At 58.1% G+C, this 18,381-nt stretch carries 24 protein-coding genes; 10 read left to right on the top strand and 14 right to left on the bottom strand.

The window, feature by feature from the left end:
• Positions 1-75: 75 nt before the first annotated feature.
• Positions 76-651, top strand: a complete 576-nt coding sequence (locus K5X80_RS13805) for a hypothetical protein (RefSeq protein ID WP_222558289.1) — start codon at positions 76-78, stop codon at positions 649-651.
• Between the two features lie 128 nt (positions 652-779).
• Positions 780-1,205 (top strand): hypothetical protein, encoded by a 426-nt coding sequence (locus K5X80_RS13800; RefSeq protein WP_222558288.1) that lies wholly within the window; start codon positions 780-782, stop codon positions 1,203-1,205.
• Between the two features lie 421 nt (positions 1,206-1,626).
• Here K5X80_RS13800 and K5X80_RS13795 read toward each other — a convergent pair whose 3' ends face one another.
• Positions 1,627-2,262 carry a TetR/AcrR family transcriptional regulator gene (locus K5X80_RS13795; protein ID WP_222558287.1) on the bottom strand — a complete coding sequence of 212 codons (636 nt, stop codon included), beginning with the start codon at positions 2,260-2,262 and terminating at the stop codon, positions 1,627-1,629.
• A 187-nt stretch (positions 2,263-2,449) separates the two neighbouring features.
• Between K5X80_RS13795 and K5X80_RS13790 the strand changes: the two genes are divergently transcribed.
• Entirely contained in the window at positions 2,450-4,225 is a 1,776-nt protein-coding gene (locus K5X80_RS13790) for an FAD-binding protein (RefSeq protein WP_222558286.1), read from the top strand.
• A gap of 350 nt (positions 4,226-4,575) precedes the next feature.
• Here K5X80_RS13790 and K5X80_RS13785 read toward each other — a convergent pair whose 3' ends face one another.
• Positions 4,576-5,208, bottom strand: a complete 633-nt coding sequence (locus K5X80_RS13785) for a tyrosine-type recombinase/integrase (protein ID WP_222558285.1) — start codon at positions 5,206-5,208, stop codon at positions 4,576-4,578.
• A gap of 118 nt (positions 5,209-5,326) precedes the next feature.
• Between K5X80_RS13785 and K5X80_RS13780 the strand changes: the two genes are divergently transcribed.
• Positions 5,327-5,566: a ribbon-helix-helix domain-containing protein gene (locus K5X80_RS13780; protein ID WP_222558284.1), complete on the top strand. Its 240-nt coding sequence runs from the start codon at positions 5,327-5,329 to the stop codon at positions 5,564-5,566.
• On the top strand, positions 5,563-5,889 hold the full coding sequence (locus K5X80_RS13775) for a type II toxin-antitoxin system RelE/ParE family toxin (RefSeq protein WP_222558283.1): 327 nt from the start codon (positions 5,563-5,565) through the stop codon (positions 5,887-5,889). Before K5X80_RS13780 ends, K5X80_RS13775 begins: the two co-directional genes overlap by 4 nt.
• Positions 5,890-5,994: 105 nt before the next feature.
• Here the strand turns inward: K5X80_RS13775 and K5X80_RS13770 are convergent, their stop codons facing one another.
• Positions 5,995-6,216 carry a hypothetical protein gene (locus K5X80_RS13770; RefSeq protein WP_222558282.1) on the bottom strand — a complete coding sequence of 74 codons (222 nt, stop codon included), beginning with the start codon at positions 6,214-6,216 and terminating at the stop codon, positions 5,995-5,997.
• Between the two features lie 104 nt (positions 6,217-6,320).
• On the opposite strand from K5X80_RS13770, the gene K5X80_RS13765 reads away from it, so the two are divergent.
• From K5X80_RS13765 to K5X80_RS13750, 4 genes are all read left to right on the top strand, one after another.
• Positions 6,321-6,560, top strand: coding sequence for a hypothetical protein (locus tag K5X80_RS13765; RefSeq protein ID WP_222558281.1), 240 nt, complete (start codon positions 6,321-6,323; stop codon positions 6,558-6,560).
• Between the two features lie 158 nt (positions 6,561-6,718).
• Complete coding sequence (locus K5X80_RS13760; RefSeq protein WP_222558280.1) at positions 6,719-6,949, top strand: hypothetical protein; 231 nt, start codon at positions 6,719-6,721, stop codon at positions 6,947-6,949.
• An 80-nt stretch (positions 6,950-7,029) separates the two neighbouring features.
• The gene (locus K5X80_RS13755; RefSeq protein ID WP_222558279.1) at positions 7,030-7,515 is read left to right on the top strand and encodes a SpoIIAA family protein; all 486 of its coding nucleotides are present in this window, start codon (positions 7,030-7,032) and stop codon (positions 7,513-7,515) included.
• A gap of 312 nt (positions 7,516-7,827) precedes the next feature.
• Positions 7,828-8,109, top strand: coding sequence for an immunity protein Imm33 domain-containing protein (locus tag K5X80_RS13750; protein WP_222558278.1), 282 nt, complete (start codon positions 7,828-7,830; stop codon positions 8,107-8,109).
• A gap of 166 nt (positions 8,110-8,275) precedes the next feature.
• On the opposite strand, the gene K5X80_RS13745 is transcribed toward K5X80_RS13750, so the two are convergent.
• The 8 genes from K5X80_RS13745 to K5X80_RS13710 form a co-directional block, all read right to left on the bottom strand.
• A complete protein-coding gene (locus tag K5X80_RS13745) occupies positions 8,276-8,737 on the bottom strand; it encodes a VOC family protein (RefSeq protein ID WP_222558277.1) in 462 nt (153 codons plus the stop codon).
• 202 nt (positions 8,738-8,939) lie between these two features.
• Positions 8,940-9,452, bottom strand: coding sequence for a hypothetical protein (locus K5X80_RS13740; RefSeq protein ID WP_222558276.1), 513 nt, complete (start codon positions 9,450-9,452; stop codon positions 8,940-8,942).
• Between the two features lie 156 nt (positions 9,453-9,608).
• Positions 9,609-10,442 carry an HNH endonuclease gene (locus K5X80_RS13735; RefSeq protein WP_222558275.1) on the bottom strand — a complete coding sequence of 278 codons (834 nt, stop codon included), beginning with the start codon at positions 10,440-10,442 and terminating at the stop codon, positions 9,609-9,611.
• A 4-nt stretch (positions 10,443-10,446) separates the two neighbouring features.
• Complete coding sequence (locus K5X80_RS13730) at positions 10,447-10,833, bottom strand: (deoxy)nucleoside triphosphate pyrophosphohydrolase (RefSeq protein WP_222558274.1); 387 nt, start codon at positions 10,831-10,833, stop codon at positions 10,447-10,449.
• A 243-nt stretch (positions 10,834-11,076) separates the two neighbouring features.
• Complete coding sequence (locus K5X80_RS13725; protein ID WP_349306068.1) at positions 11,077-11,622, bottom strand: Ros/MucR family transcriptional regulator; 546 nt, start codon at positions 11,620-11,622, stop codon at positions 11,077-11,079.
• Between the two features lie 175 nt (positions 11,623-11,797).
• On the bottom strand, positions 11,798-13,507 hold the full coding sequence (locus K5X80_RS13720; protein WP_222558272.1) for a recombinase family protein: 1,710 nt from the start codon (positions 13,505-13,507) through the stop codon (positions 11,798-11,800).
• On the bottom strand, positions 13,504-13,920 hold the full coding sequence (locus K5X80_RS13715; protein ID WP_222558271.1) for a DUF2924 domain-containing protein: 417 nt from the start codon (positions 13,918-13,920) through the stop codon (positions 13,504-13,506). Before K5X80_RS13715 ends, K5X80_RS13720 begins: the two co-directional genes overlap by 4 nt.
• Positions 13,920-14,192, bottom strand: coding sequence for a DUF3489 domain-containing protein (locus K5X80_RS13710; protein WP_222558270.1), 273 nt, complete (start codon positions 14,190-14,192; stop codon positions 13,920-13,922). The genes K5X80_RS13715 and K5X80_RS13710 overlap by 1 nt, the downstream gene beginning before the upstream one ends.
• Between K5X80_RS13710 and K5X80_RS13705 the strand changes: the two genes are divergently transcribed.
• Positions 14,191-14,703 (top strand): hypothetical protein, encoded by a 513-nt coding sequence (locus K5X80_RS13705; protein ID WP_222558269.1) that lies wholly within the window; start codon positions 14,191-14,193, stop codon positions 14,701-14,703. The genes K5X80_RS13710 and K5X80_RS13705 overlap by 2 nt on opposite strands.
• A 148-nt stretch (positions 14,704-14,851) precedes the next feature.
• Here the strand turns inward: K5X80_RS13705 and K5X80_RS17120 are convergent, their stop codons facing one another.
• The 3 genes from K5X80_RS17120 to K5X80_RS13690 form a co-directional block, all read right to left on the bottom strand.
• Positions 14,852-15,457, bottom strand: coding sequence for an excalibur calcium-binding domain-containing protein (locus K5X80_RS17120; RefSeq protein ID WP_261390540.1), 606 nt, complete (start codon positions 15,455-15,457; stop codon positions 14,852-14,854).
• A 58-nt stretch (positions 15,458-15,515) separates the two neighbouring features.
• Positions 15,516-16,094, bottom strand: coding sequence for a hypothetical protein (locus tag K5X80_RS13695; RefSeq protein ID WP_222558268.1), 579 nt, complete (start codon positions 16,092-16,094; stop codon positions 15,516-15,518).
• Positions 16,095-16,844: 750 nt separating this feature from the next.
• Positions 16,845-18,281 carry a DUF389 domain-containing protein gene (locus K5X80_RS13690; RefSeq protein ID WP_222558267.1) on the bottom strand — a complete coding sequence of 479 codons (1,437 nt, stop codon included), beginning with the start codon at positions 18,279-18,281 and terminating at the stop codon, positions 16,845-16,847.
• Positions 18,282-18,381: the final 100 nt, after the last annotated feature.

Here is an 18,381-nt window from a genome sequence, read left to right as displayed (position 1 = left end):
GACATTTGCGCCGAAATGGGCGTGCTGAGAACACTAACATAGCAGACAGCTCAGTTCCGGTTTAGGACTGCAGTCATGGTTCCCGCCGGTTATCTCCTGAAGCATGTATCCCCGCCACCTGGGTGGCTGACTGCAGGACTCAAGCATATCAAAGACGTTTGCAGCGTGGCGGACTGTGTAAATGACAACGTGATCGATGTGCAGGGAGTGTGGTTGCACAACAGCTTCGGACTGGCGAATAACCCGGATGTAATCGGAACGTTGGCTGTTGAAGGTGGCGCCGATGTGAACAAGACGACCTTATTTTACTACACAGCTTATGAGCTCGAATTAGAGTCAGATGGATGGAATTTCGACGCCACTTGCTGGCGGCCAAGATCACCGGCCCGATCTGCCGCTGTCGACGATAACGTCCTACCTCCGGCAGCCCCCTCCGCAGTATCTCTTTTAGGCTATGACGTCGTTGTATTCGGAGACTTCCTCGAACATTCGCCGCTTTCGTGCAACGCTGTGGCTGAGCAGCTACCGGTGAATGAGCATTGTTTGATGAACACACTCGAAGAGGCTGTTGCCGCTATCGATCAAGGGGCGTTCGGAGGTGGTTGCGAAGAGGGCACGTACACGATTTTCGGAGTTCATTTGGTACGCTAATCTCGCCGTTGGCGATGACTGCCAGCCCCAACTTAGCAGTCGTTTAAGGTGAGCCAAAATATTTCCTATTGCTGCTGTCGATCTTGTGAGCCATCGACGGGTTTGTCTGATCGCAAAGGGGAAATTGCGTGAACGTCTTCAGAACCTGTTCGCTGTTGGCTTCTGCCCTTGCACTGCTCGGAGCATCCCCGCAATCTCGATACGAAGAAGGCCAAATCTGGGAATACCAAACTCGCCCCATCGACGTTGGCTCGCGCCTTCGTATTCAAAAGATAGAGCATCTCAGCATCGCTGGCAGAGATGAAACGATCTATCATCTTAGTGTGACCGGCTTGCATCTGCCCGACGCCCCCGATGCAGGCGGAATACTCCAGCACATCCCTGTTTCTCAAGCTACATTGGATGCAAGTGTCACTCGGCTTGCTTCAAATAAAACCGAGTTCCCTGATGCGAGCCCAGGGATAGCGGAATGGCGACGAGCCCATGGTGGTGTATTCACTATCCCAATCGCAGAGATTGTTGCAGCCGTGGAGACGACGCTCTCAGGCCCATAACCTCAGCAGTCTGTCAGTTAAAGCGCTACTAAGCAGGCTTGCTGACCTCGTGCGTAACGCGAAGCTCTTTGATCAGAAGTAGCCAGCGGCTGTAACCGCTTCGTTCTTCGCGATGCAGTTGCCGATACCTCTCTATTTGTTCTGCGCGAGGGTCAGGCATCTGGCTGGTTCCAATCATTCGATGCAATCGATCAGTGAATAGGCTGGCATTTGAGAACCATGCCTTCAAGTTTGCGCGATTTCCGCTTCCCCCAACTTTTCTGTCAAAGCGGGCTATCTGAGAACGCCAACCTAGTTGCCCTTCGTGGTGCTCGAGCACGTGATTGAAACCTGCTGCAGGTTCATTTGCGTAAGAGGTGCTGCCAACGGTTCGCTATATTGTCAGGCAACAGCACTCTCTGATCTATTGTAGATTGAGTCATTAGCGAGGAAGCAAGCCTTTAAGAAAGATGTCGACTGCTGTCGTAGCCCATTCTTGAAGCCCCGGAGCATCGAATTTTCCCAGACCTAGCGCTGCCGAACGCAAGGGTGCCGAAAGAACCATGTCCTGAAACATGAGCATCAGCTTGCGCGGGTCGCCGCAATGAACCTCCCCACTCTCTGCCGCCTCGGTAAGTATCTGCAATATTAGGGCGCGGCCGGGGAAAGTGTCATCGTGATCAACTGCGCGCGCCAAATCGGGAAAACGCTGCGCCTCGGCCGTGATGATCGTATACATCCGCACCATCTTGGGATCGAGCATGGCATCGAGCATCTGCCTGGCCACCGCCAAAAGCTTGTCTCGCAAAGTGGCATGCTCGAGCAGCCTGGTCTCGAATCTGTAAGCCAGGAGCGCATTGCTGACGGCCACAAAGAGCCGTTCCTTGGTTCCGAAACGAGCATAGATGGTCTGCTTGCTGGTTCCGGCAGCAGTGGCGATGGCCTCGACACTGGCTCCGTTAAAGCCCTGCGCAAGGAACGTCTTTTCCGCTGCGCCAAGGATTTCCTCGCTCAGGCGGGCGGTAGACGCACTGCTGGGACGGCCGCCTTTTCGGCTTCGGACATTCTTGCGCTCCATGGGCCCTTTCACCAGCACACCTGAACATGGCTTGCCCGCCTATCCGCTTCATCAGCGAGGCTCCAATGCATTAAACTTGACTATTAGACAAGTTAATTTCATTCGCGGGACAAACGAGCTGCCAACTCCTCGCTCAAAGTGATTCCAGGAAGAGAAGGCGCGCCAGATGGTTCAGGAGAATGGAACGATGATCGAAGATACGGCTCTGGCAGCACTCCGGTACGATCCGCGAAACAAGCCCCCCCGCCCAATGCCGCGTGCCGGCGAGCCCATCACGGAATGGGGCCTGTCTATCGATGCCCCGCTCGTGCTCGACGATCCCGACACCCATGCTTGGGGCGAGCAAGCCGACATGGTCATCGTTGGCCTGGGCGGCGCCGGAATCGCTGCCGCGCTGCAGGGCCTTGAAGAAGGCATGAGCGTGATCGCGGTCGACCAGTACGATGGCGGCGGATCTTCTGCGGCCAATGGCGGCGTCTATTATGCAGGAGGCGGAACCTCGATCCAGCGCGAAGCGGGTGTCACCGATGACCCCGAACGCATGTACGCCTATCTCAAACACGAAACCGGCGATGTGGTCTCCGATGAAACACTGCGTGATTTTTGCGAGAGCAGTGCCCCAACGCTCGATTGGCTGCGCGGCCACGGTGCACCGTTCGAGGCCAGCTATTATCCCGAGAAGACCTCGTACCCGCCGATCGACAAATTCCTCTATCATCCCGACAGTACTCTGGCCGCGCCATATCGTGATATCACGCCGCCCGCCGCACGCGGCCACCGGGTACATTTCCGCAACGGCAACAAGCCGTGGGGCGTCGGCGCAGGCATGTACAATCCCTTGCGTGAAGCAGCGTTGGCCAAAGGTTTGATCTTTCACCCCGGCGCCGAAGCGCGGCAACTCGCTGTGGACAGCACCGGGCGTGTGGTCGGCATAAGGGTCGAACGCTTCGCAGACCCGGCAATCCGCGGAAAGCATTCGCGCTATATCGCCAAGGCGAACAAGTGGATGTCCATGCTGTCTGGCACGTTTCCTGGTGCCCGGGTCACCATTGCGATCGGCTATCGCTATCTCGCCAAAGCGCGGGCACTGGAAGCCCGCGAACGGAAAAGCACGTGGATCCGCGCCAGAAAAGGCCTGATCCTCAGCGCAGGTGGCTTCATCTGCAATCCGCCCATGGTGCAGCACTTCGCGCCCGAATACGCCGCCGGAATGCCTAACGGCACATTGGGCGACAACGGCAGCGGTATCATGCTTGGCGTTACCGTGGGCGGTGCCACGCAACTGATGGAGCGCGTCTCAGCCTGGCGTTTTCTTTCGCCGCCTAAAGCCTGGGGGCAAGGTATGCTCGTCAATGGCCGCGGGGCGCGCTTCGTCAACGAAACCTGGTATGGCGCGCGGATCGGCGACGAGATGGTCGAGCGCAACGATGGCCGAGGCTACATTATTCTCGACCGCAAACTGTTCCGCAAGGCGCTGCGCGATGCCTTCGGTTATGGCGTGCTGGGCTTCCAGCGCGACATCACTATCGTCAATTGCCTGTTCGCGGCGACCAAGGGAAAGACGCCGGAAGAACTGGCAAGCAAAATGGGCTTCGATCCTGCCGGATTTTCCGCAACGATCGCACAATACAACCGCACGGCACGGGGCGAACTCACCGACCAGTTCCACAAGACTCCGGACGAGATGATCGCGCTGGAGGAAGGCCCCTTTTATGCGATTGACGCTTCCGTCGATGCACGCATGTTTCCGATCGCCTGCATGACCGTTGGCGGGCTGATCGTCGATGAACGGACCGGGCAGGTCCAGCATGCAGAGGGCGGCAGCGTGCCTGGCCTCTATGCCGCTGGACGCAACGCGGTAGGCATTTGCTCCAACCTCTATGTCAGCGGCCTGTCTTATGCCGATTGCATCTACTCCGGCCGCCGTGCTGCAAGGGCTGTGGCAACTGAAGTGCGAAGTTGAGCATTTGTGTCCTCAAATCACGTTCAAAGCCCGCCACAAAATTTGTCACCGGCGTGATCGAGCCGTCGTTGCAGGAAATAGCAGCGCGCGGGTACGCCCGCACGCCAATCAGCTTGTTGACCGTTATTCCGAACGAAAGCGGCAGGACCGAAATCGATCCATCTGCTGCGAGAGCGAACGCCGCGCTCAAAGACGGTAATAGACTGAATTTATCAGCCTGAGAGCGAAAGCTGCCCTTCCGTTTACCCCAACATTTCTGTCATTGGTGGGGGGCGGATTCACTCGTTGATACCTGCCGGTCGTTCATATGGGTGAACCGGCTTCCCTGAGATCTCGGGAAGCCGGAATTTTCAAATTTCGGTCCGTTCGGAAAGCGTCAAAGCATCATCGACATCTACGCCGAGGTATCTGACGGTATTTTCGATGTTGGTATGGCCGAGCAGGATTTGCACGGCGCGAAGGTTGCCTGTGGCTTTGTAGATCAGCGCCGCCTTGGTCCGCCGCATCGAATGCGTGCCATATTCCCGCCTGTCGAGACCAATCGTTGACACCCATTCGTCGACGAGGCGCGCATATTGCCGTGTGCTCAAGTGACCGAGATAATCGATCCTGCTTGGAAATACGAAGTCGCGGATCGTCCCTCCGCGCCGATCAAGCCATGCTTTCAGGCTCTTGCGAGCCTCGGACATGATCTCGAACTGCACCGGACGGCTGGTCTTTTGCTGGATGACTGTCGCGCGATCGCGAAATGACCCTGCGCTCATCAGGTCGCCTATCCTGATCTTGACCAGATCGCAGCCACGCAATTTGCTGTCGATGGCAAGATCGAACAGGGCCCGGTCACGCAGACGCTTGTGTTCGTCGAGATAGAAACGAATTGCCCAGATATCGCGCAGCTTCAGTGGGCGCTTCGGTCCTACATTCTGCCCTGCATTCCAAGGGCGCCGATCATGTATGGCGGGGTCGAGGTCTGAATGTCCCATGATAGTTCTCCGATGGCGAGAATTGGCCAACCGGAAGATATCGGAACGTCACTGTGTTCGGTGATTTGAGCTACGCGATATCTTGCCAGATTTTGCCAAACACGCTATATCGCGGTCCATGTCGACGATGAACATCTCGCTTCCGGATGCACTCAAGGCGTTCGTGGACCAGCAGGTCAACGTGCGAGGTTACGGTACGAGCAGCGAGTATGTGCGGGAGTTGATCCGCAAGGATCAGGACATTCAACGCCTTCGCGAAATACTTTTGGACGGCGCCAGTTCTGCAGCCACCGCGCCGGTCGATGCCGGATATTTCCAAGGCCTTCGTGACCGTGTGACGCAACGCACAGGCTCGTGACTGCAAAACCGGTCATACCGCGCGCCAAAGCGCGGGAGGATGTAGACCTTGCGGTCGAGTATTACGCGGACGAAGCCGACACGGATGTGGCTTTCGGCTTCATTGATGCCCTTGAACAGGCCTATACCTTCATCGGGGAAATGCCGGCGGCAGGGTCTCCGCGGTGGTCTCACGAGCTGAACTTACCGGGGTTGAGGACCATAGGGCTGAAAGGATTCCCATGGCTTGTTTTCTACCTTGAATTCGAGACCCATGTGGATGTCTGGCGCGTGCTTCATACCAAGCGGGATATGCCATCTTGGTTGGCTGATGTAGATGATTAACGCCGACAAAGCGGGCGTTTCGAGCCTCTTTTTTTACCTTTTTGAAAGCAGCCGTTTGTCAATGGAGCGCCGATGGTCGGACTGCTTTCGTGGCGGCCTATTCCCTCACGGATTATGGCGAGGCGATTTCGCCTGCTCCTTCATCTCGACGTAGGCGATGTCACGGGCCTGGGGCGCGAGCGAGAGGAGGTATTGGCTGGCATCGCTGTAGGTCAGAAAGGGTCTTCCATCTGCGATGATCGGAACGGAACGCCCGTTGTAGATCCGGCGCAAGAGCCGCCTTTGCGCTCTTTCTAACGATGGAGCATCTTCTTTCGTGACTGTCATTTCCCATCCTGTAGACGGCAAGGCGCCAACTCGCCATTTCAATCTCGCGCACCGTACGTACGATCAGTCCACACGAAGGGAATACAAAGATTATGTCATCTGGAATGCAGGATCTTTCCGAGCACTTCGCCCATTGCATTCAGGTGTTCGGCGGCACCACCGCTTCCTCGCGACGGCTCGGCATTGACGAACGTGCCCTCAGGCGCTTCATGAACGGCGAACGGCCCATCAGCGTCCAGCTAATGCAGGATACAGCGCAGGCTTTGCGGGCCCTCATCGCGGAAGCGACGGCAGCAGAAGCACATATCGCCACCGCCTCGGGCATGGGACCGAACAAATCTTAAGTTGGGCCGCGTTCAGGTACGGTGTGCCCACGAGACCTTTCGCCAACATAACGGACGTTTGCTGCTCCGTTGCTGATCCTCGAAACCCGTCGTTGATTCATCAGGCTGGCGCGCAAACCTCTGCTTGCTTCGCCGCCAACAGCGGCTAAGCGGTGGGCATGACTGCCTCCGACCTCGAACAGTTACTTATCGCCCGCCTCATTCGGGAGAGAGGCGGTACTTCGCAGACATGGCAGCGGGCGCTTGGCAAGGTGATCGTGCGCGATATGGCGACGCATGCCCATTGCAATTGGGATGTCAGTCTAAGCGGCACCGATGCGCAGCGCGCCGCAATCGAGCGTCTGCTCGACGAGGTGCGACTTGAACATTCGATCGTGGCAGCTGGTTAAACACCCCAAGGCCTACAGCCCCGCAACCAGACGGGGCGCGGTTGGTTGTATCTTCAGGCGCGGTCAGGGGGGCACTGGCATTGGCGATCGCCTTTGCCTGCCCCTTCGCTTTGATCGTTCCCGCCGCGCAGAGTCTCACGCTCGATCTGTTCGCGGTTGCCACGATACTGGTGAGCGTAACTGGAAGGTCCGATATGTATAAAATGATCGAAACACTGGACAACGTGTTGGCGGTCCGGATCGATGGCAAGATCACCGGCGAAGACCTCAAGGACATCATGAAGCGGCTCGAGGTGATGATGGCGGCCAATAGCAAGGTCCATGTCTATGCCGAGACCAACTCGATCGACGGGATCGAGATCGCAGGTCTTGCAACGCATGTCGCCCGCGCGACTCCGCTACTGGGTAAGCTCGGTCAATTCGGGCGCGTCGCGGTCGTCGCCGATCAGGCCTGGATCCGTGTCCTCACACGCATCGAAAGCGCGATCCTGCCGCATATCAGCTACCGTGTCTTTGAGCCCGGGCAGCGTGACGAAGCGCTGGCATGGGTCAAGGGTGCGGCTTGACCGTGCCGTGTCGATCCTCCTCTCGGGCATCGGGAGTTGGTCACGGGTAAGATGGGACGGCAGCAGGCGAATATGTGTCGGTGAGTTCGTTACGCAGCAGATGACCGCTCTGTGCCCAGAGATTACGGCCATCACGCCAACTGCGCGTCAGGGCCCCGATTATCCCCCTAGGGTTGGATCGTCATCTGAACGAAAGGTCGATTTTTCGAGTTGATCGTCAGAAGCGCATTTTGGGATCGTCCGCCCTTATCGGTTGAGCACGCCAACAAAGCCGACATTGCTGGAAGGACGCCAATCTGCAATCTGTAAAGCATGAGCGAGCAGGCAAATCTCAATCTGGCCGCAATCGTGTCCATCGTGGCGGACAAGCCATTGGTACACGCCGAGCGATTAGAACCGGTCGAGGAAATGGATAGCGGCTGGCAGTTTAGTGTCCATCCTAGCGGTGGTGGAGAGGCTCAAAACACGCAGGTTTGTGTGCTCCAAGAAGTTCTTGCCTGGGAGCCCTCTCTTCGACCGTTTGTTGATCTTCCCTTCGGTGTCGTACTCCGGCGAGCAGATGCCCGTGACGCGTGGAGGATTGTTGCCGGCTAGTTTGTGGCAACTTTGCTGGGGAAGCGGATGTTGGCTTGCGCATGCGGGTGTAAGCAGCCTATCAAAAAATACGCCGATCCCCACGTTAGACTAGAACGCCACTTAGCTCGGGATCATGCATAGACCGCGCGCCAAATACTCGGCCGCCGCTGTCCCTCAGGTCGTATCAAGCCATCTGGGAAGCCTTCTCCTCAATGCGCGCCAAACTTACGGCAAAGCCACAGCGTTGTCCGGTATCAATATTAAACTCTTGGTATCGGCTAAAGAGCCCTCCGAGATGTTCGTCAATTTCGGCCTGAGTATAATCAAGGGTGTGCGAGCAAGTGTAGCCAGCAGCAGCGCTGCGTTCGAGTGCTGCCTCACCATCACTAACTCCAAAAAATACACTCATAATGCCTTCACCCCGAGTGGCTAGAAACCCCGATATCACACTGTCCCTTTCCCGCCCGGGCATAGGTGCGCATAGCTCTATGCCCGCATCCCATGCGATAGCGACATGAATACCGAACGGTTCACCCGTCCAGTTGGCATCCAGAAAAGTCGCACCGAGTAATTCCTCGTATAGTTTCTTGCTCCGCTCAAGATCATGCACCGCAATCATGATCCTGTTAACGCCTTTCAATCCCACATTAAGCCCCTCCCGTGTTTATTCAGATTAGTTTGGCGAGCTACGCAGCAGAGCGCAATATGCCTTCAATGTATCTCATCCGAGGATCCCACCGACGGAATGAGCTATCGCACTACGGCCTAAGTGCTCTTATCCAGCATCTACACCCCGTCTGGTCAGGCAGCTATGTTGGCGATAGCGGTAATCACAAGGAAGCAATCGGTTAGAGAATCCGGCTGTCATAAGCCCATTGGAGGAGAGCTTGCCGTTGCCTCGGGCGGCAAAAAGGATCTCCCGGATTGCAATGTTTTACGATTTGTGCGGCATGACGTTTGAAAGCTTTCCAGCGCGCGATCTGACGAGCATCCTCTTGTGGCAGCCTGCGTCCCGAATAGTATCGACAGTACCATTGAAACCATCCGCGCGGGTCTTCTGGGTATATCCAGCCCTTGTCGATCCAAACACGGAGGGGAACGCTCGCGCGCACCCCAAAGTAGTTCAATGAACAATCAGGACGATCAGGGGCCAGCTTCGCACCCTCAAACCAATCTGCTGGGAACTCAGCTCTACAGTCGGTCATGTATTTACCACAAAAAACCCCCAGACTCAGCATTTCGGCAGGCGTGAGCTCCGGAAGAAATGCGGGATCGAAAGCCTGTCCGATGGCCACAGAACGGGTATAGCGATAGCCCCGCTGCATTCGGTCATTCACGACTATTTCGACTGTCTGGTGCATGCCGCAACTCTAATGCCTCACGAACTGAGCGCAAAGGGCGGGCTTGCGCCTACCTGGACAGGTCCCCGGCTCACACAGGTCAGGCTTCCTGGCCCTCATGAATGACTGGTATCAAGATGCGCAGGCTGCAGCCGAAGTGTCAGCTTTGTTGGCGGATTAGGCCACCTCGCGCCCAGACGCAGACTCCCGCAATCGCAGAATGTCCTGTTGAAGATCCAACACGTGCATCTTCTTGTGGCAGTTCGGGCAAAGCGCGACCGTATTTTCAATAGTATCTGCACCACCGCGAGCTAACCATTGGATGTGGTGTGTCTCGAGGTATGGCAGTCCACCTTTGTCAGAAAACGGGGCTGGAGTGCGGCAGAGCTCACACAAGCCATTCGCCCTACGCTTGGCATGCTCTGCAACCCATACACTGCGCTGGTATCGCGTAGTGATGGTGGTCTGTGAACCCACCACGGAACGGCCGCTTAGCTTGGCTTTGTGCTGGATTTCCTGGTCGGTCATCCGGCGTGCGAACCTCGTCTTTCGTTCTTCGAGCGCTTCGACTGTTCGGGCTGGGATTGGTGGTACAATCCCACTCTTGGTCGCAAGCGGAAACACCCAGACGTTCCGCTGATCACCACGCACATCGTTCTGGACTTCTTGGTACGGAACTCCAGACAAGCTCACTTCGCCGACATATGTGTAAGTTTGCGGCTGGTGCACTTCGAAGAGGTGGATGGCAACACCATTGACAGGGCTTTCAGCTAGCGTCTTGTTCTGCATGAACGACAAAGACTGGTGTCCGGTCTGACCCATTCCGGTATAATGCAGGACGCCATCAATCCAGCGATCATCGTAGATCGATTCTACATGGTTCGAGATCAAAGTGAGCGTGTTTGTCTTGTGCGACCGGCGCATCCCGCCTTGGGGACCACAACCGAACAGTTCGCACAACTGCTCATTGTCGAGCTCTTCTCCAAGGGTGGGCGCTACGAAATCAGCCATGAAATCAGCCATAGCGCCGGACTAGTTCTTCAGCGATAGCAATGTCGGCGGGAGCCAAATTGATGCTGAGCAAGGCAGAAGGCGCGACCCAGTCGATTTGGTCATGAACCGATAACTGAATCTCATCGCTGAGGAGCTTGACTGAAACACCTATGAGGTTGATCGAGCCTCCGGGATATTCGTAGACGGACTCAGCCAAAATTTCGCCAGCTTCCGCGGCGAGGTTCAACTCCTCCTGCAGTTCGCGAATGATGCAGACATGGGGACTCTCGCCATCTTCCAATTTTCCGCCGGGAAACTCCCAATAACCGGCGAGGTTTTCGCCTGGAGCGCGCCGTGCGACCAGTACTTTACCCCTGTTCAGCGCGATCGCTGCGGCTACTTGCTTCATAGGATTTCAGCCCGAAGTCCCTATCCGTTGAATCACCACTGTAGCCATTACGTCGCCAGCAGCTATCGCTTCCAATGAGGTTATACACTGCACAATGCGACCGTGGAGAAGTTGGCGGGTCCGGTCAGGCACAAGGCCGGTTCTGGCCAGCAAATGCGCTCATGGCATTTTCAGAATGCCATGAGCATCCGTTGGCACTAGCGAAGCCGGAACGTGAGGGACGAATGTCTCCCCCTGATCCGATTAATCTGATTGCGCCGGCGCTTTTTCCGCGTTCTTGTTCAGCTTCCTGATCAGCCCCTGGCGCTTTGCGCTTTTCGTGTCGGCTGGCACAGGTGTGGGCGCGCCGGCACTGCTTTTGGGTGCTTTAGCTTTGGTTTGTTCGCCCGGCTTGCGACCCAGCCCGATCTTTTTGGCCAGGTCAGCCCGCCGCGCCGCATAATTGGGAGCGACCACGGGATGGTTGGAAGAAAGACCCCAGCGCTGACGATACTCGTTCACGGTGAGGTTGTGGTCGGTGCTCAGGTGACGTTTGAGCATTGTCATCTTCTTACCGCACTCAAGGCAGGTGACATGGTCGGGGCGCACCGAAGCGCGGATCGGGACCGCGGGTTCCTTCGCAGCGGCTTGGGCAGCCGGTTCGGTCGAAAGACCTGAAAGCGCGGCATAGACATTCGCAATGAGGCTCGAGACCTCTTCAACGCCGACATTGTTGTTGCTCACATGAGCCGCCACAATATCGGATGTTAGAACAATCAAAGTTTCCCGATCCTGCTCGTTGTCTGCCACCACTATGTCCTTTCATTGCGAGAAATCCAAAACAGTCATGCTGCTTCAGTTCCGCCATATGGTCTGATTTTTGTCGAATATCTGGATGAGTCGGCATTGACTGGCGTGCGCCCGCCTTCGACAGGGACGCCGGTAGAAGAATGCCTGGGATGAAGCAACAGATCCCTTGCCGGCATCAGAGAGACGATCTTTTTTTGCGCGCCTGAAGGGACTGGCCGTCCGGTGCGGGCAGGAACTTTGCATGTTGCCTGTCCCAGTCGGTGGTGATGGCGCCCGTAGCCAGGAGGGAGGCGCCATCAACGGTAGCGAGCGTCCGCCCGGAAAGGATCGCATCGACTATTTTGGGCGCCAGAAAAGCAAGGCGGACAACGCGGGTCATATAGGAAGCGCTGACATTCTCCCGCCGGGAGAGCCTGGTGATATCGCACTGGCCTGTGGCGAGCTCCGCCCACCAGCGCTGTGCCTTGAGTAGCAGGCGAACAAGCGTGGGATCGGGAGTGGCGGCCGAGGCCGCCATGCCATCATCCTGGATAAGCCGCACGGTGTGACCGGTCCGCTTGAGGCGAACAGCAGCGATATGGGGAAGCGCCGCTGGCGCCGTCGGGCTTGCTGGAAGCTCCAGCAGCTTGGCAAGTCCCGATGGGACAAGGAGCAGTTCGATCCGGCCGGGATGAAGAACGATCCGGCTGATGATCTGGCTGACCACGGCATGGGGCCATGTCTGGGCCTGAGTTGAAAGGTCGGCACACCGCGCGGTCAGGGTGGCGAACATCTCGGGCGTGAGAGTGAACCGGCAACGCTCGACCAGGACAAACGGATCGGCCAGGAGCGAAGACAGTTCTTGCCGGATAACCTGCTCGATCTCGCGGGCAGGCAGGCGGATGGCCGGTGTGTCCGGACTGGCTGTGCCATGCTGCTGCGCTTTGCTGACATAGTAGCGATAGCGCTGTTTGCCTCTGGTCGTGTGCACCGCGATCAGCGGTTCACCCGTCTCGTCGAACAACAAGCCTGCCAGCAAGCTGGCATTGGCCTGACGGGTCTGCCGGAGACCTTTGACGTTGTGTGCCAGCTGCTGCTGGACCCTGTCCCATATGTCCCGGCTGATGATCGCGGGATGGTTGCCGGGATAACGCTTGTCCTTATGCGCAATGTCGCCTGCATAAATGGGATTGCGCAGGATCGTATAAAGCTGACCACGGGAGAAGGAACCACCACCGTAAGCTCTTCCTCTGCGGGTCGCCCTGCGGGGAACGGCAATCTTGTCCTGGATCAGGGTGTCGGCGAGCAGCCGGACATTGCCGAGCCTGAGATAGCGGGCATAGATCTCACGGATCAGGACAGCATGCTCTTCGACGATGGCGAGAGTGCGGCCATCGGGCCGGTAGCCCAGCGGGGGCACGCCGCCCATCCACATACCTCTGGCTTTGGAGGCGGCAATCTTGTCCCGAATGCGCTCGGCGGTCACTTCGCGTTCGAACTGGGCGAAGGACAGAAGCATGTTGAGCGTCAGGCGCCCCATGCTGGTGGTGGTGTTGAAGGACTGGGTGATCGAGACAAAGCTGACGTTGGCCGCATCGAAGGCTTCGACGAGACGGGCAAAGTCGAGCAGCGAGCGGGTCAGCCGGTCGACCTTGTAGACGACGATGATATCGATTTTCCCGTCAGCGACATCGCCCAGCAGGCGCTGCAGGGCAGGGCGCTCCAGCGTTCCGCCCGACAGCCCGCCATCATCATAGTACTCGGGGATCAGCTGCCAGCCTTCGCTGGCCTGGCTGAGGATATAGGCGGCACAGGCCTCGCGCTGGGCATCGAGCGAGTTGAACCCCTGTTCGAGGCCTTCCTCGCTCGACTTGCGGGTATAGATCGCACAGCGTACGCTCTTCATGCTGCGACCTTCTGCTTTAATCCGAAGAAGGCAGGCCCCGACCAGCGGGTCCCGGTGATTGCCCGGGCCACTTCGCTAAGCGATCGCCATTCCTTCTCCTGCCAGCGAATAGCTCCCTCCTCGTCGATAGTGACGACATGCAGGATACCGTTCCATTCGCGCATCAACCGCATACCGGGCGAGGTCCCGCGGGTGCGGGTCTTTCCGGTCGCTAACTGGGCGAGCGTTTGCTGAGTAGCCCGGGAATGGCCGCCAAGGACCCCGGCCTGGATCTCCCAGGCGAGGGCGAGGCGCAGCAGGGCAGGACTGACAAGGGGGAGGGGCTTGCCGGTCACTGTGCGCCAGGCTTCGCGCACCTGTGCGGGAGACAGGTGTTTCATCCCGGCCAGTTGCCCGCTCACATCTCCCGGCATCAGGCCGTCTCGATGATCGAGTAGCAGGTTACGTCATCGCGCTTGCCGCGAGCAATCACATGACCTTTCCTGCGCAGCCCGGTCAACGCTGCCCGGGTGGTATGGGCCAGCCAGCCGGTGGCTTCCATCAGCTCAACAAGGGTGGCGCCTTCCGGGCGCTGGAGCAGCATGACAAGGTGTGCGGTCTTGCTGGGGGCAGGGGGAGGAGGCGCAGATCCCTCGGCCCCGTCAGCAGGCTCGGCATGATCGACCGGGCCCTCGAGGGCCGGCATGGCTTTGGGTTCACGCGCCATCCTGCGCGGCCGCCTGGCGGAAAGGGCAGTTCGGGGCGTGGTGCTGGTTTTCCGGGGCATCGGGTGGTTCTCCATTGCGAAGCAGCCCTGTGCTGCTTCCACCACCCAAAGCCCTGCCGGTTGCGCCGGTCAGGGCAGTGGTTCCTCTTCGGGGTTCCGCTGTTCTGAATGCACCCAATGCTCGCTTTGGCGAACAAGTCGAATGGAATGTGCTGGCGAGATCCAAAAGCTGGATATGGACTTCCGCGGCAGGTGCGGGCTTCGTGTGCCCATGTGCGAAGACCAGGAATTCCGTCGTCAGTTGATCGGTCGGCTGTTTACCCTCATCACGATTGCCGCCGAAGATGCCGCGACCATTGCAGCCGATGGTCAGGCCGGATCATCCGATCCTCATATAATATGCAGCTGGGCTGAGAAGTCGCGAGAACTGGGCGAGCGGATCGAGGTCCTGGCAACGGCGATCGAGGCTCTGAACAGGGATGGGGCGTAACAGGTCTTCCCGGTGTGGATTTGCAAACGCACAAGGACGCCTGATCCCGTGGAATGGCTGGCTCTCGCCGTGTGACTTTCCAGTCATGACGCTTATGCAATGACGGCGCATGGGCGAGGAAAGCTGGCTTGTCCTCGGAATTTATCTTCTATTCACAGGCGATACCGTCACCATCGCGATCGAGATGGCGCGCGTAGCCCGGCTGTCCGCGACGGATCGGTGCTGCACCGGCTGCACGGACTGCACCGCAATTGGGATAGTGGGACCGCGAACTTGATGACCGCCTGGGCGATGATCGGGGAGGAGAGGCCCGGGCTGCTGCAGGCTTACGCCTTTTGTGCGTTGTGGCAGGCGCGGGCTGATCGAAGAACCGGTTGATCGGCGCGTCCTCAATTATCGATGAGCGCGACAGGGCTGCGGTTTGTGCAGCTGCTTCAGCCGCTGCTGTCGCTTTAGCGGCTTGCTCTCTTTCGAGCACCATGGCTCGCAGATCTTCGACACGTTGCTGTTCTTCCGGAAAGGCTGCGGCGCGCATGCGCTGGATATGTTGTGCCAGGGTCAGACCGGAACAGAGCGGCAGTTCGGGAAGTCCTCGTGTTTTTACGATAAGAGTGCTGGTGCGCACCTGTTCTCCGATCGCTTCCTCGATCATTTCATCGGTCAGGCATTGCGGAGTTGCGGATGCTTCGGCCGGAAAGGCGAAGTAAACGGAAAAGAGGAATGAGAGCGCTGACTTTCCAGGAGAAAACTTCATGGCTCATCTATCGATGACCGGATGCGAAAAGCAATACACTCGTATGCGCGTCCACGCGTCAGAGCACACTGACAAATCGGCCATCCTCATCGAAGCGGCAAGTGAAAAACTTGGAGCGGCGCCCTTCATTGAACCAGCCTTGCACGATCGCACCATTACGCTGGCTGATAGGGGCATTCACTGTCAAATCGCTTGGGCGCCGATCAAATCTTCCCGATGCTTCCGCTCTGCAAATGGACTGAAGTTCAGTGAAATCGCTGATGCCTCGTGCCGGCATATGGTGGCGCGAGCGGCGGACATCGCCCAAATAGCGATCCGATCGACCGCGATCGTCTTGTGACATGCGGCAATCCGGCGCGGTCGTCGGAGTGATGGATTCATAGCGGCCATTCGCTGTCGCGATCGATACGCACTGGTTGCGATCTTCGCTCCACCAATAGGCATAGCTGCGATCGTCACCTTTCTCACCGCGCACATTACGATAGCCCCGTCTTTGTAACTCCGCTTCGGCCTGGCCGGCTCGCGCGCCCACGAGATCATTAAGCCAGGTAGAGCCGGACCTGGCTGATGCCGGCACGCCCGCTGATGCGGAAAGAGCAATCATGAGAGCAAGAGAGGCGGGACCAATCAACCGCATAGTCACCTCATTTTCGGCCGAATCAAACTACATCGGCACGGTTGAGCACTTGCCGTTTTTAGCAAACTCAGGCCTGCAGCGCAGCACACCTTGCAGAGCTAACAGGAGAGCGGGCAAGCCTTTGATGTCAGACACTCGGGCTCACGGCATAGTGCAATGCTCAGCCGGGCTCTCGCTATTTCAACAGCACCGTAACGACAAAAGCTCCCGCAGCGAACCAGCCCAGGAGAAGCAACCCAAACTCCAGGCGCATAAGACGTTCTTCAGCTTTGCTCGGAGGGTTGATCCGGTCTTCCCAGTCTCTCGCCATCTGGTCCTCGTATTCGATCCATGGGAAAGAATGTGGGCGATCCTCGCAGACGTCAATCACGCACTTCACCAGAATCCGGCTAGCTCAGCAAGCTAGCCCCTTACCGTGTGGCTCGGCACAGCAGAACAGTTCTCATGATTTGCGCCGCAACGACCAAACCAGCGAGGAAATCGCGGTGATCAGCGCCGCGAATGCGCAAATCAGACCAGCATCGATGATAAGCATGGGTTCCTCCGACTCATAAGGAAGCCTCCATATTCACTTTTTGTTCCGTGTAGGAAAGAGGTTTATCACCAAATAGGTTCGTTGCTCGCACGCGCCACGTCAAGCCAACTGGATATTCAGCCTCCGGCCGAGATGTTCTGGTGCTGCGCGGATGACACACGTCACAAAAGTTCGCCCTGATAGCGGGCGAGCAGGCTCCCGCTCAAGACGCATAATCAAGTCGGCGGCGTCCCTTCTCTCTGTCTGGAAGGTGGCGGGCCTACCACTTGGATCAAGGCCATTCCGGTCGGTGCCGTAGCATTCTCAAGCGGGTGCGAGGCAATCCCTTCAGCACGCAGGGAATTGGTCAAGGCCCGACCGTCCTGATCGTCCGACGAGGCTATGCCGACCTCCGTCATCCCCCAGCGCTGCAGTGCCCAGACCGCATCGCCCAGCGAGATTTCGCCTTCGGCTCCGGACGGAGTGGTGCCCGAAAGCGGGACACGCAACTGGGCACTTACGGGTGGGAGCAAGCGCACTGCCCAACCAGCGGACGCGGCATTGGCCCGGCGCTCCGCGTCCCGATAATCGGCAAAGGTCCAGCCCGGTGCAGCCAGTGGCTCGATATTGATGACGCGCTCGGCTCTGTTGGTCCAGATGCCACGCGTCGGCAGCCCGATACTCGTCCTCACCCGTTCGAAGGGGGGCACATCGGCTGCGATCCCCGTGACCGTGCGTTCCATTGCCGCATCGATCATTGCCCGTGTTTGCGAAGGGAAATCCGCCGCGAGGATCTGCTGCAGATTGACCTGGATCTTGTTCCCTTCGATTCGAGCCAATCGCTCGCGCAGAGCATTTTCCGCATTGGCCTCGTACTGCGGGGTCACAACAACGGCACTGACATGAGGATCACCTGTCAAGGACCAACTCACGTCAAGTTGCGCGATGCTCACACCGCTGTGGTCGATTGTGTTCAGGATGGCGTTTCTTGCAGCAAGACGCAGCGATGCTTCATGTGTGACACGCACCAGAGTGAGCGCGAGAGGTGTCGCCAGGACCAGAAACGCCGCCAGTCCGGCGGCCACGTAGTGCGGTTTCCATTCCACATTGCGGAACGGCCGCGCCGCGCCGCTCAGCCTTGCAACCAGTGCGAAAGCGAAAGCGATGGCGGATAGGTTGGTCAGGAAGAGCAGGAACGCGCCCAGTGCGAACACAGGCTGGAACACGCCGAGCCCGTATCCCACAGTGGCCAGCGGCGGCATCAGGGCGGTGGCGATGGCTACACCGATGGCGGTTCCGCCCTGCCCACGCACGGTGGCATATCCGCCTGCGATACCCGACAGGAGGGCGACCCCGAGGTCAAGCAGGGTCGGCTCGGTTCGGGCGAGGATTTCGGGCGTAGCGTTCCGGATCGGACTGAGCCAGGTCAACAGCATGCCGGTGAAAATGCCGATCAAGGCCCCTACGATGACGACACGTATGGCATCGCGGATGCGCTGCCCGTCCAGCGAGGCGAACCCGAAACCGAGTGCGGCGATCGGGCTCATCAAGGGAGAAATCAGCATCGCTCCGATCACCACCGCGGTGGATGATTGCAGGAGCCCCAGGGTGGCGATGCCCGCAGACAGCGCGCACATTAGGATGTAGCCCTGTGTCAGCGCGCCTTCATCCATCACCTTGTGGCGCAGTTCGAAAGCGTCTTTGGGCGAGAGTTCGGGTAGCAAGACAACGCGGGCGACACGCACGCGCCATCGCATCAGTTTCAGCTTCAGT

It is taken from the genome of Caenibius sp. WL (assembly GCF_019803445.1).
GTDB lineage: Bacteria > Pseudomonadota > Alphaproteobacteria > Sphingomonadales > Sphingomonadaceae > Caenibius.
The sequence above is the reverse complement of the archived record's forward strand: the minus strand, read 5'-3'. Positions and strand labels throughout refer to the sequence as shown.

What these genes read in the sequence shown, in the direction of transcription:
- K5X80_RS13790 (WP_222558286.1), top strand. Translation starts at nt 2,450, where the DNA reads ATGATCGAAGATACGGCTCTGGCAGCACTCCGGTACGATCCGCGAAAC.
- K5X80_RS13785 (WP_222558285.1), bottom strand. Translation starts at nt 5,208, where the DNA reads ATGGGACATTCAGACCTCGACCCCGCCATACATGATCGGCGCCCTTGG.
- K5X80_RS13770 (WP_222558282.1), bottom strand. Translation starts at nt 6,216, where the DNA reads ATGACAGTCACGAAAGAAGATGCTCCATCGTTAGAAAGAGCGCAAAGG.
- K5X80_RS13780 (WP_222558284.1), top strand. Translation starts at nt 5,327, where the DNA reads ATGTCGACGATGAACATCTCGCTTCCGGATGCACTCAAGGCGTTCGTG.
- K5X80_RS13705 (WP_222558269.1), top strand. Translation starts at nt 14,191, where the DNA reads ATGGCTTTGGGTTCACGCGCCATCCTGCGCGGCCGCCTGGCGGAAAGG.
- K5X80_RS17120 (WP_261390540.1), bottom strand. Translation starts at nt 15,457, where the DNA reads ATGAAGTTTTCTCCTGGAAAGTCAGCGCTCTCATTCCTCTTTTCCGTT.
- K5X80_RS13715 (WP_222558271.1), bottom strand. Translation starts at nt 13,920, where the DNA reads ATGCCGGGAGATGTGAGCGGGCAACTGGCCGGGATGAAACACCTGTCT.
- K5X80_RS13730 (WP_222558274.1), bottom strand. Translation starts at nt 10,833, where the DNA reads ATGAAGCAAGTAGCCGCAGCGATCGCGCTGAACAGGGGTAAAGTACTG.
- K5X80_RS13805 (WP_222558289.1), top strand. Translation starts at nt 76, where the DNA reads ATGGTTCCCGCCGGTTATCTCCTGAAGCATGTATCCCCGCCACCTGGG.
- K5X80_RS13695 (WP_222558268.1), bottom strand. Translation starts at nt 16,094, where the DNA reads ATGCGGTTGATTGGTCCCGCCTCTCTTGCTCTCATGATTGCTCTTTCC.
- K5X80_RS13720 (WP_222558272.1), bottom strand. Translation starts at nt 13,507, where the DNA reads ATGAAGAGCGTACGCTGTGCGATCTATACCCGCAAGTCGAGCGAGGAA.
- K5X80_RS13710 (WP_222558270.1), bottom strand. Translation starts at nt 14,192, where the DNA reads ATGCCGGCCCTCGAGGGCCCGGTCGATCATGCCGAGCCTGCTGACGGG.
- K5X80_RS13760 (WP_222558280.1), top strand. Translation starts at nt 6,719, where the DNA reads ATGACTGCCTCCGACCTCGAACAGTTACTTATCGCCCGCCTCATTCGG.
- K5X80_RS13795 (WP_222558287.1), bottom strand. Translation starts at nt 2,262, where the DNA reads ATGGAGCGCAAGAATGTCCGAAGCCGAAAAGGCGGCCGTCCCAGCAGT.
- K5X80_RS13765 (WP_222558281.1), top strand. Translation starts at nt 6,321, where the DNA reads ATGCAGGATCTTTCCGAGCACTTCGCCCATTGCATTCAGGTGTTCGGC.
- K5X80_RS13735 (WP_222558275.1), bottom strand. Translation starts at nt 10,442, where the DNA reads ATGGCTGATTTCGTAGCGCCCACCCTTGGAGAAGAGCTCGACAATGAG.
- K5X80_RS13740 (WP_222558276.1), bottom strand. Translation starts at nt 9,452, where the DNA reads ATGCACCAGACAGTCGAAATAGTCGTGAATGACCGAATGCAGCGGGGC.
- K5X80_RS13750 (WP_222558278.1), top strand. Translation starts at nt 7,828, where the DNA reads ATGAGCGAGCAGGCAAATCTCAATCTGGCCGCAATCGTGTCCATCGTG.
- K5X80_RS13690 (WP_222558267.1), bottom strand. Translation starts at nt 18,281, where the DNA reads ATGGATGAAGGCGCGCTGACACAGGGCTACATCCTAATGTGCGCGCTG.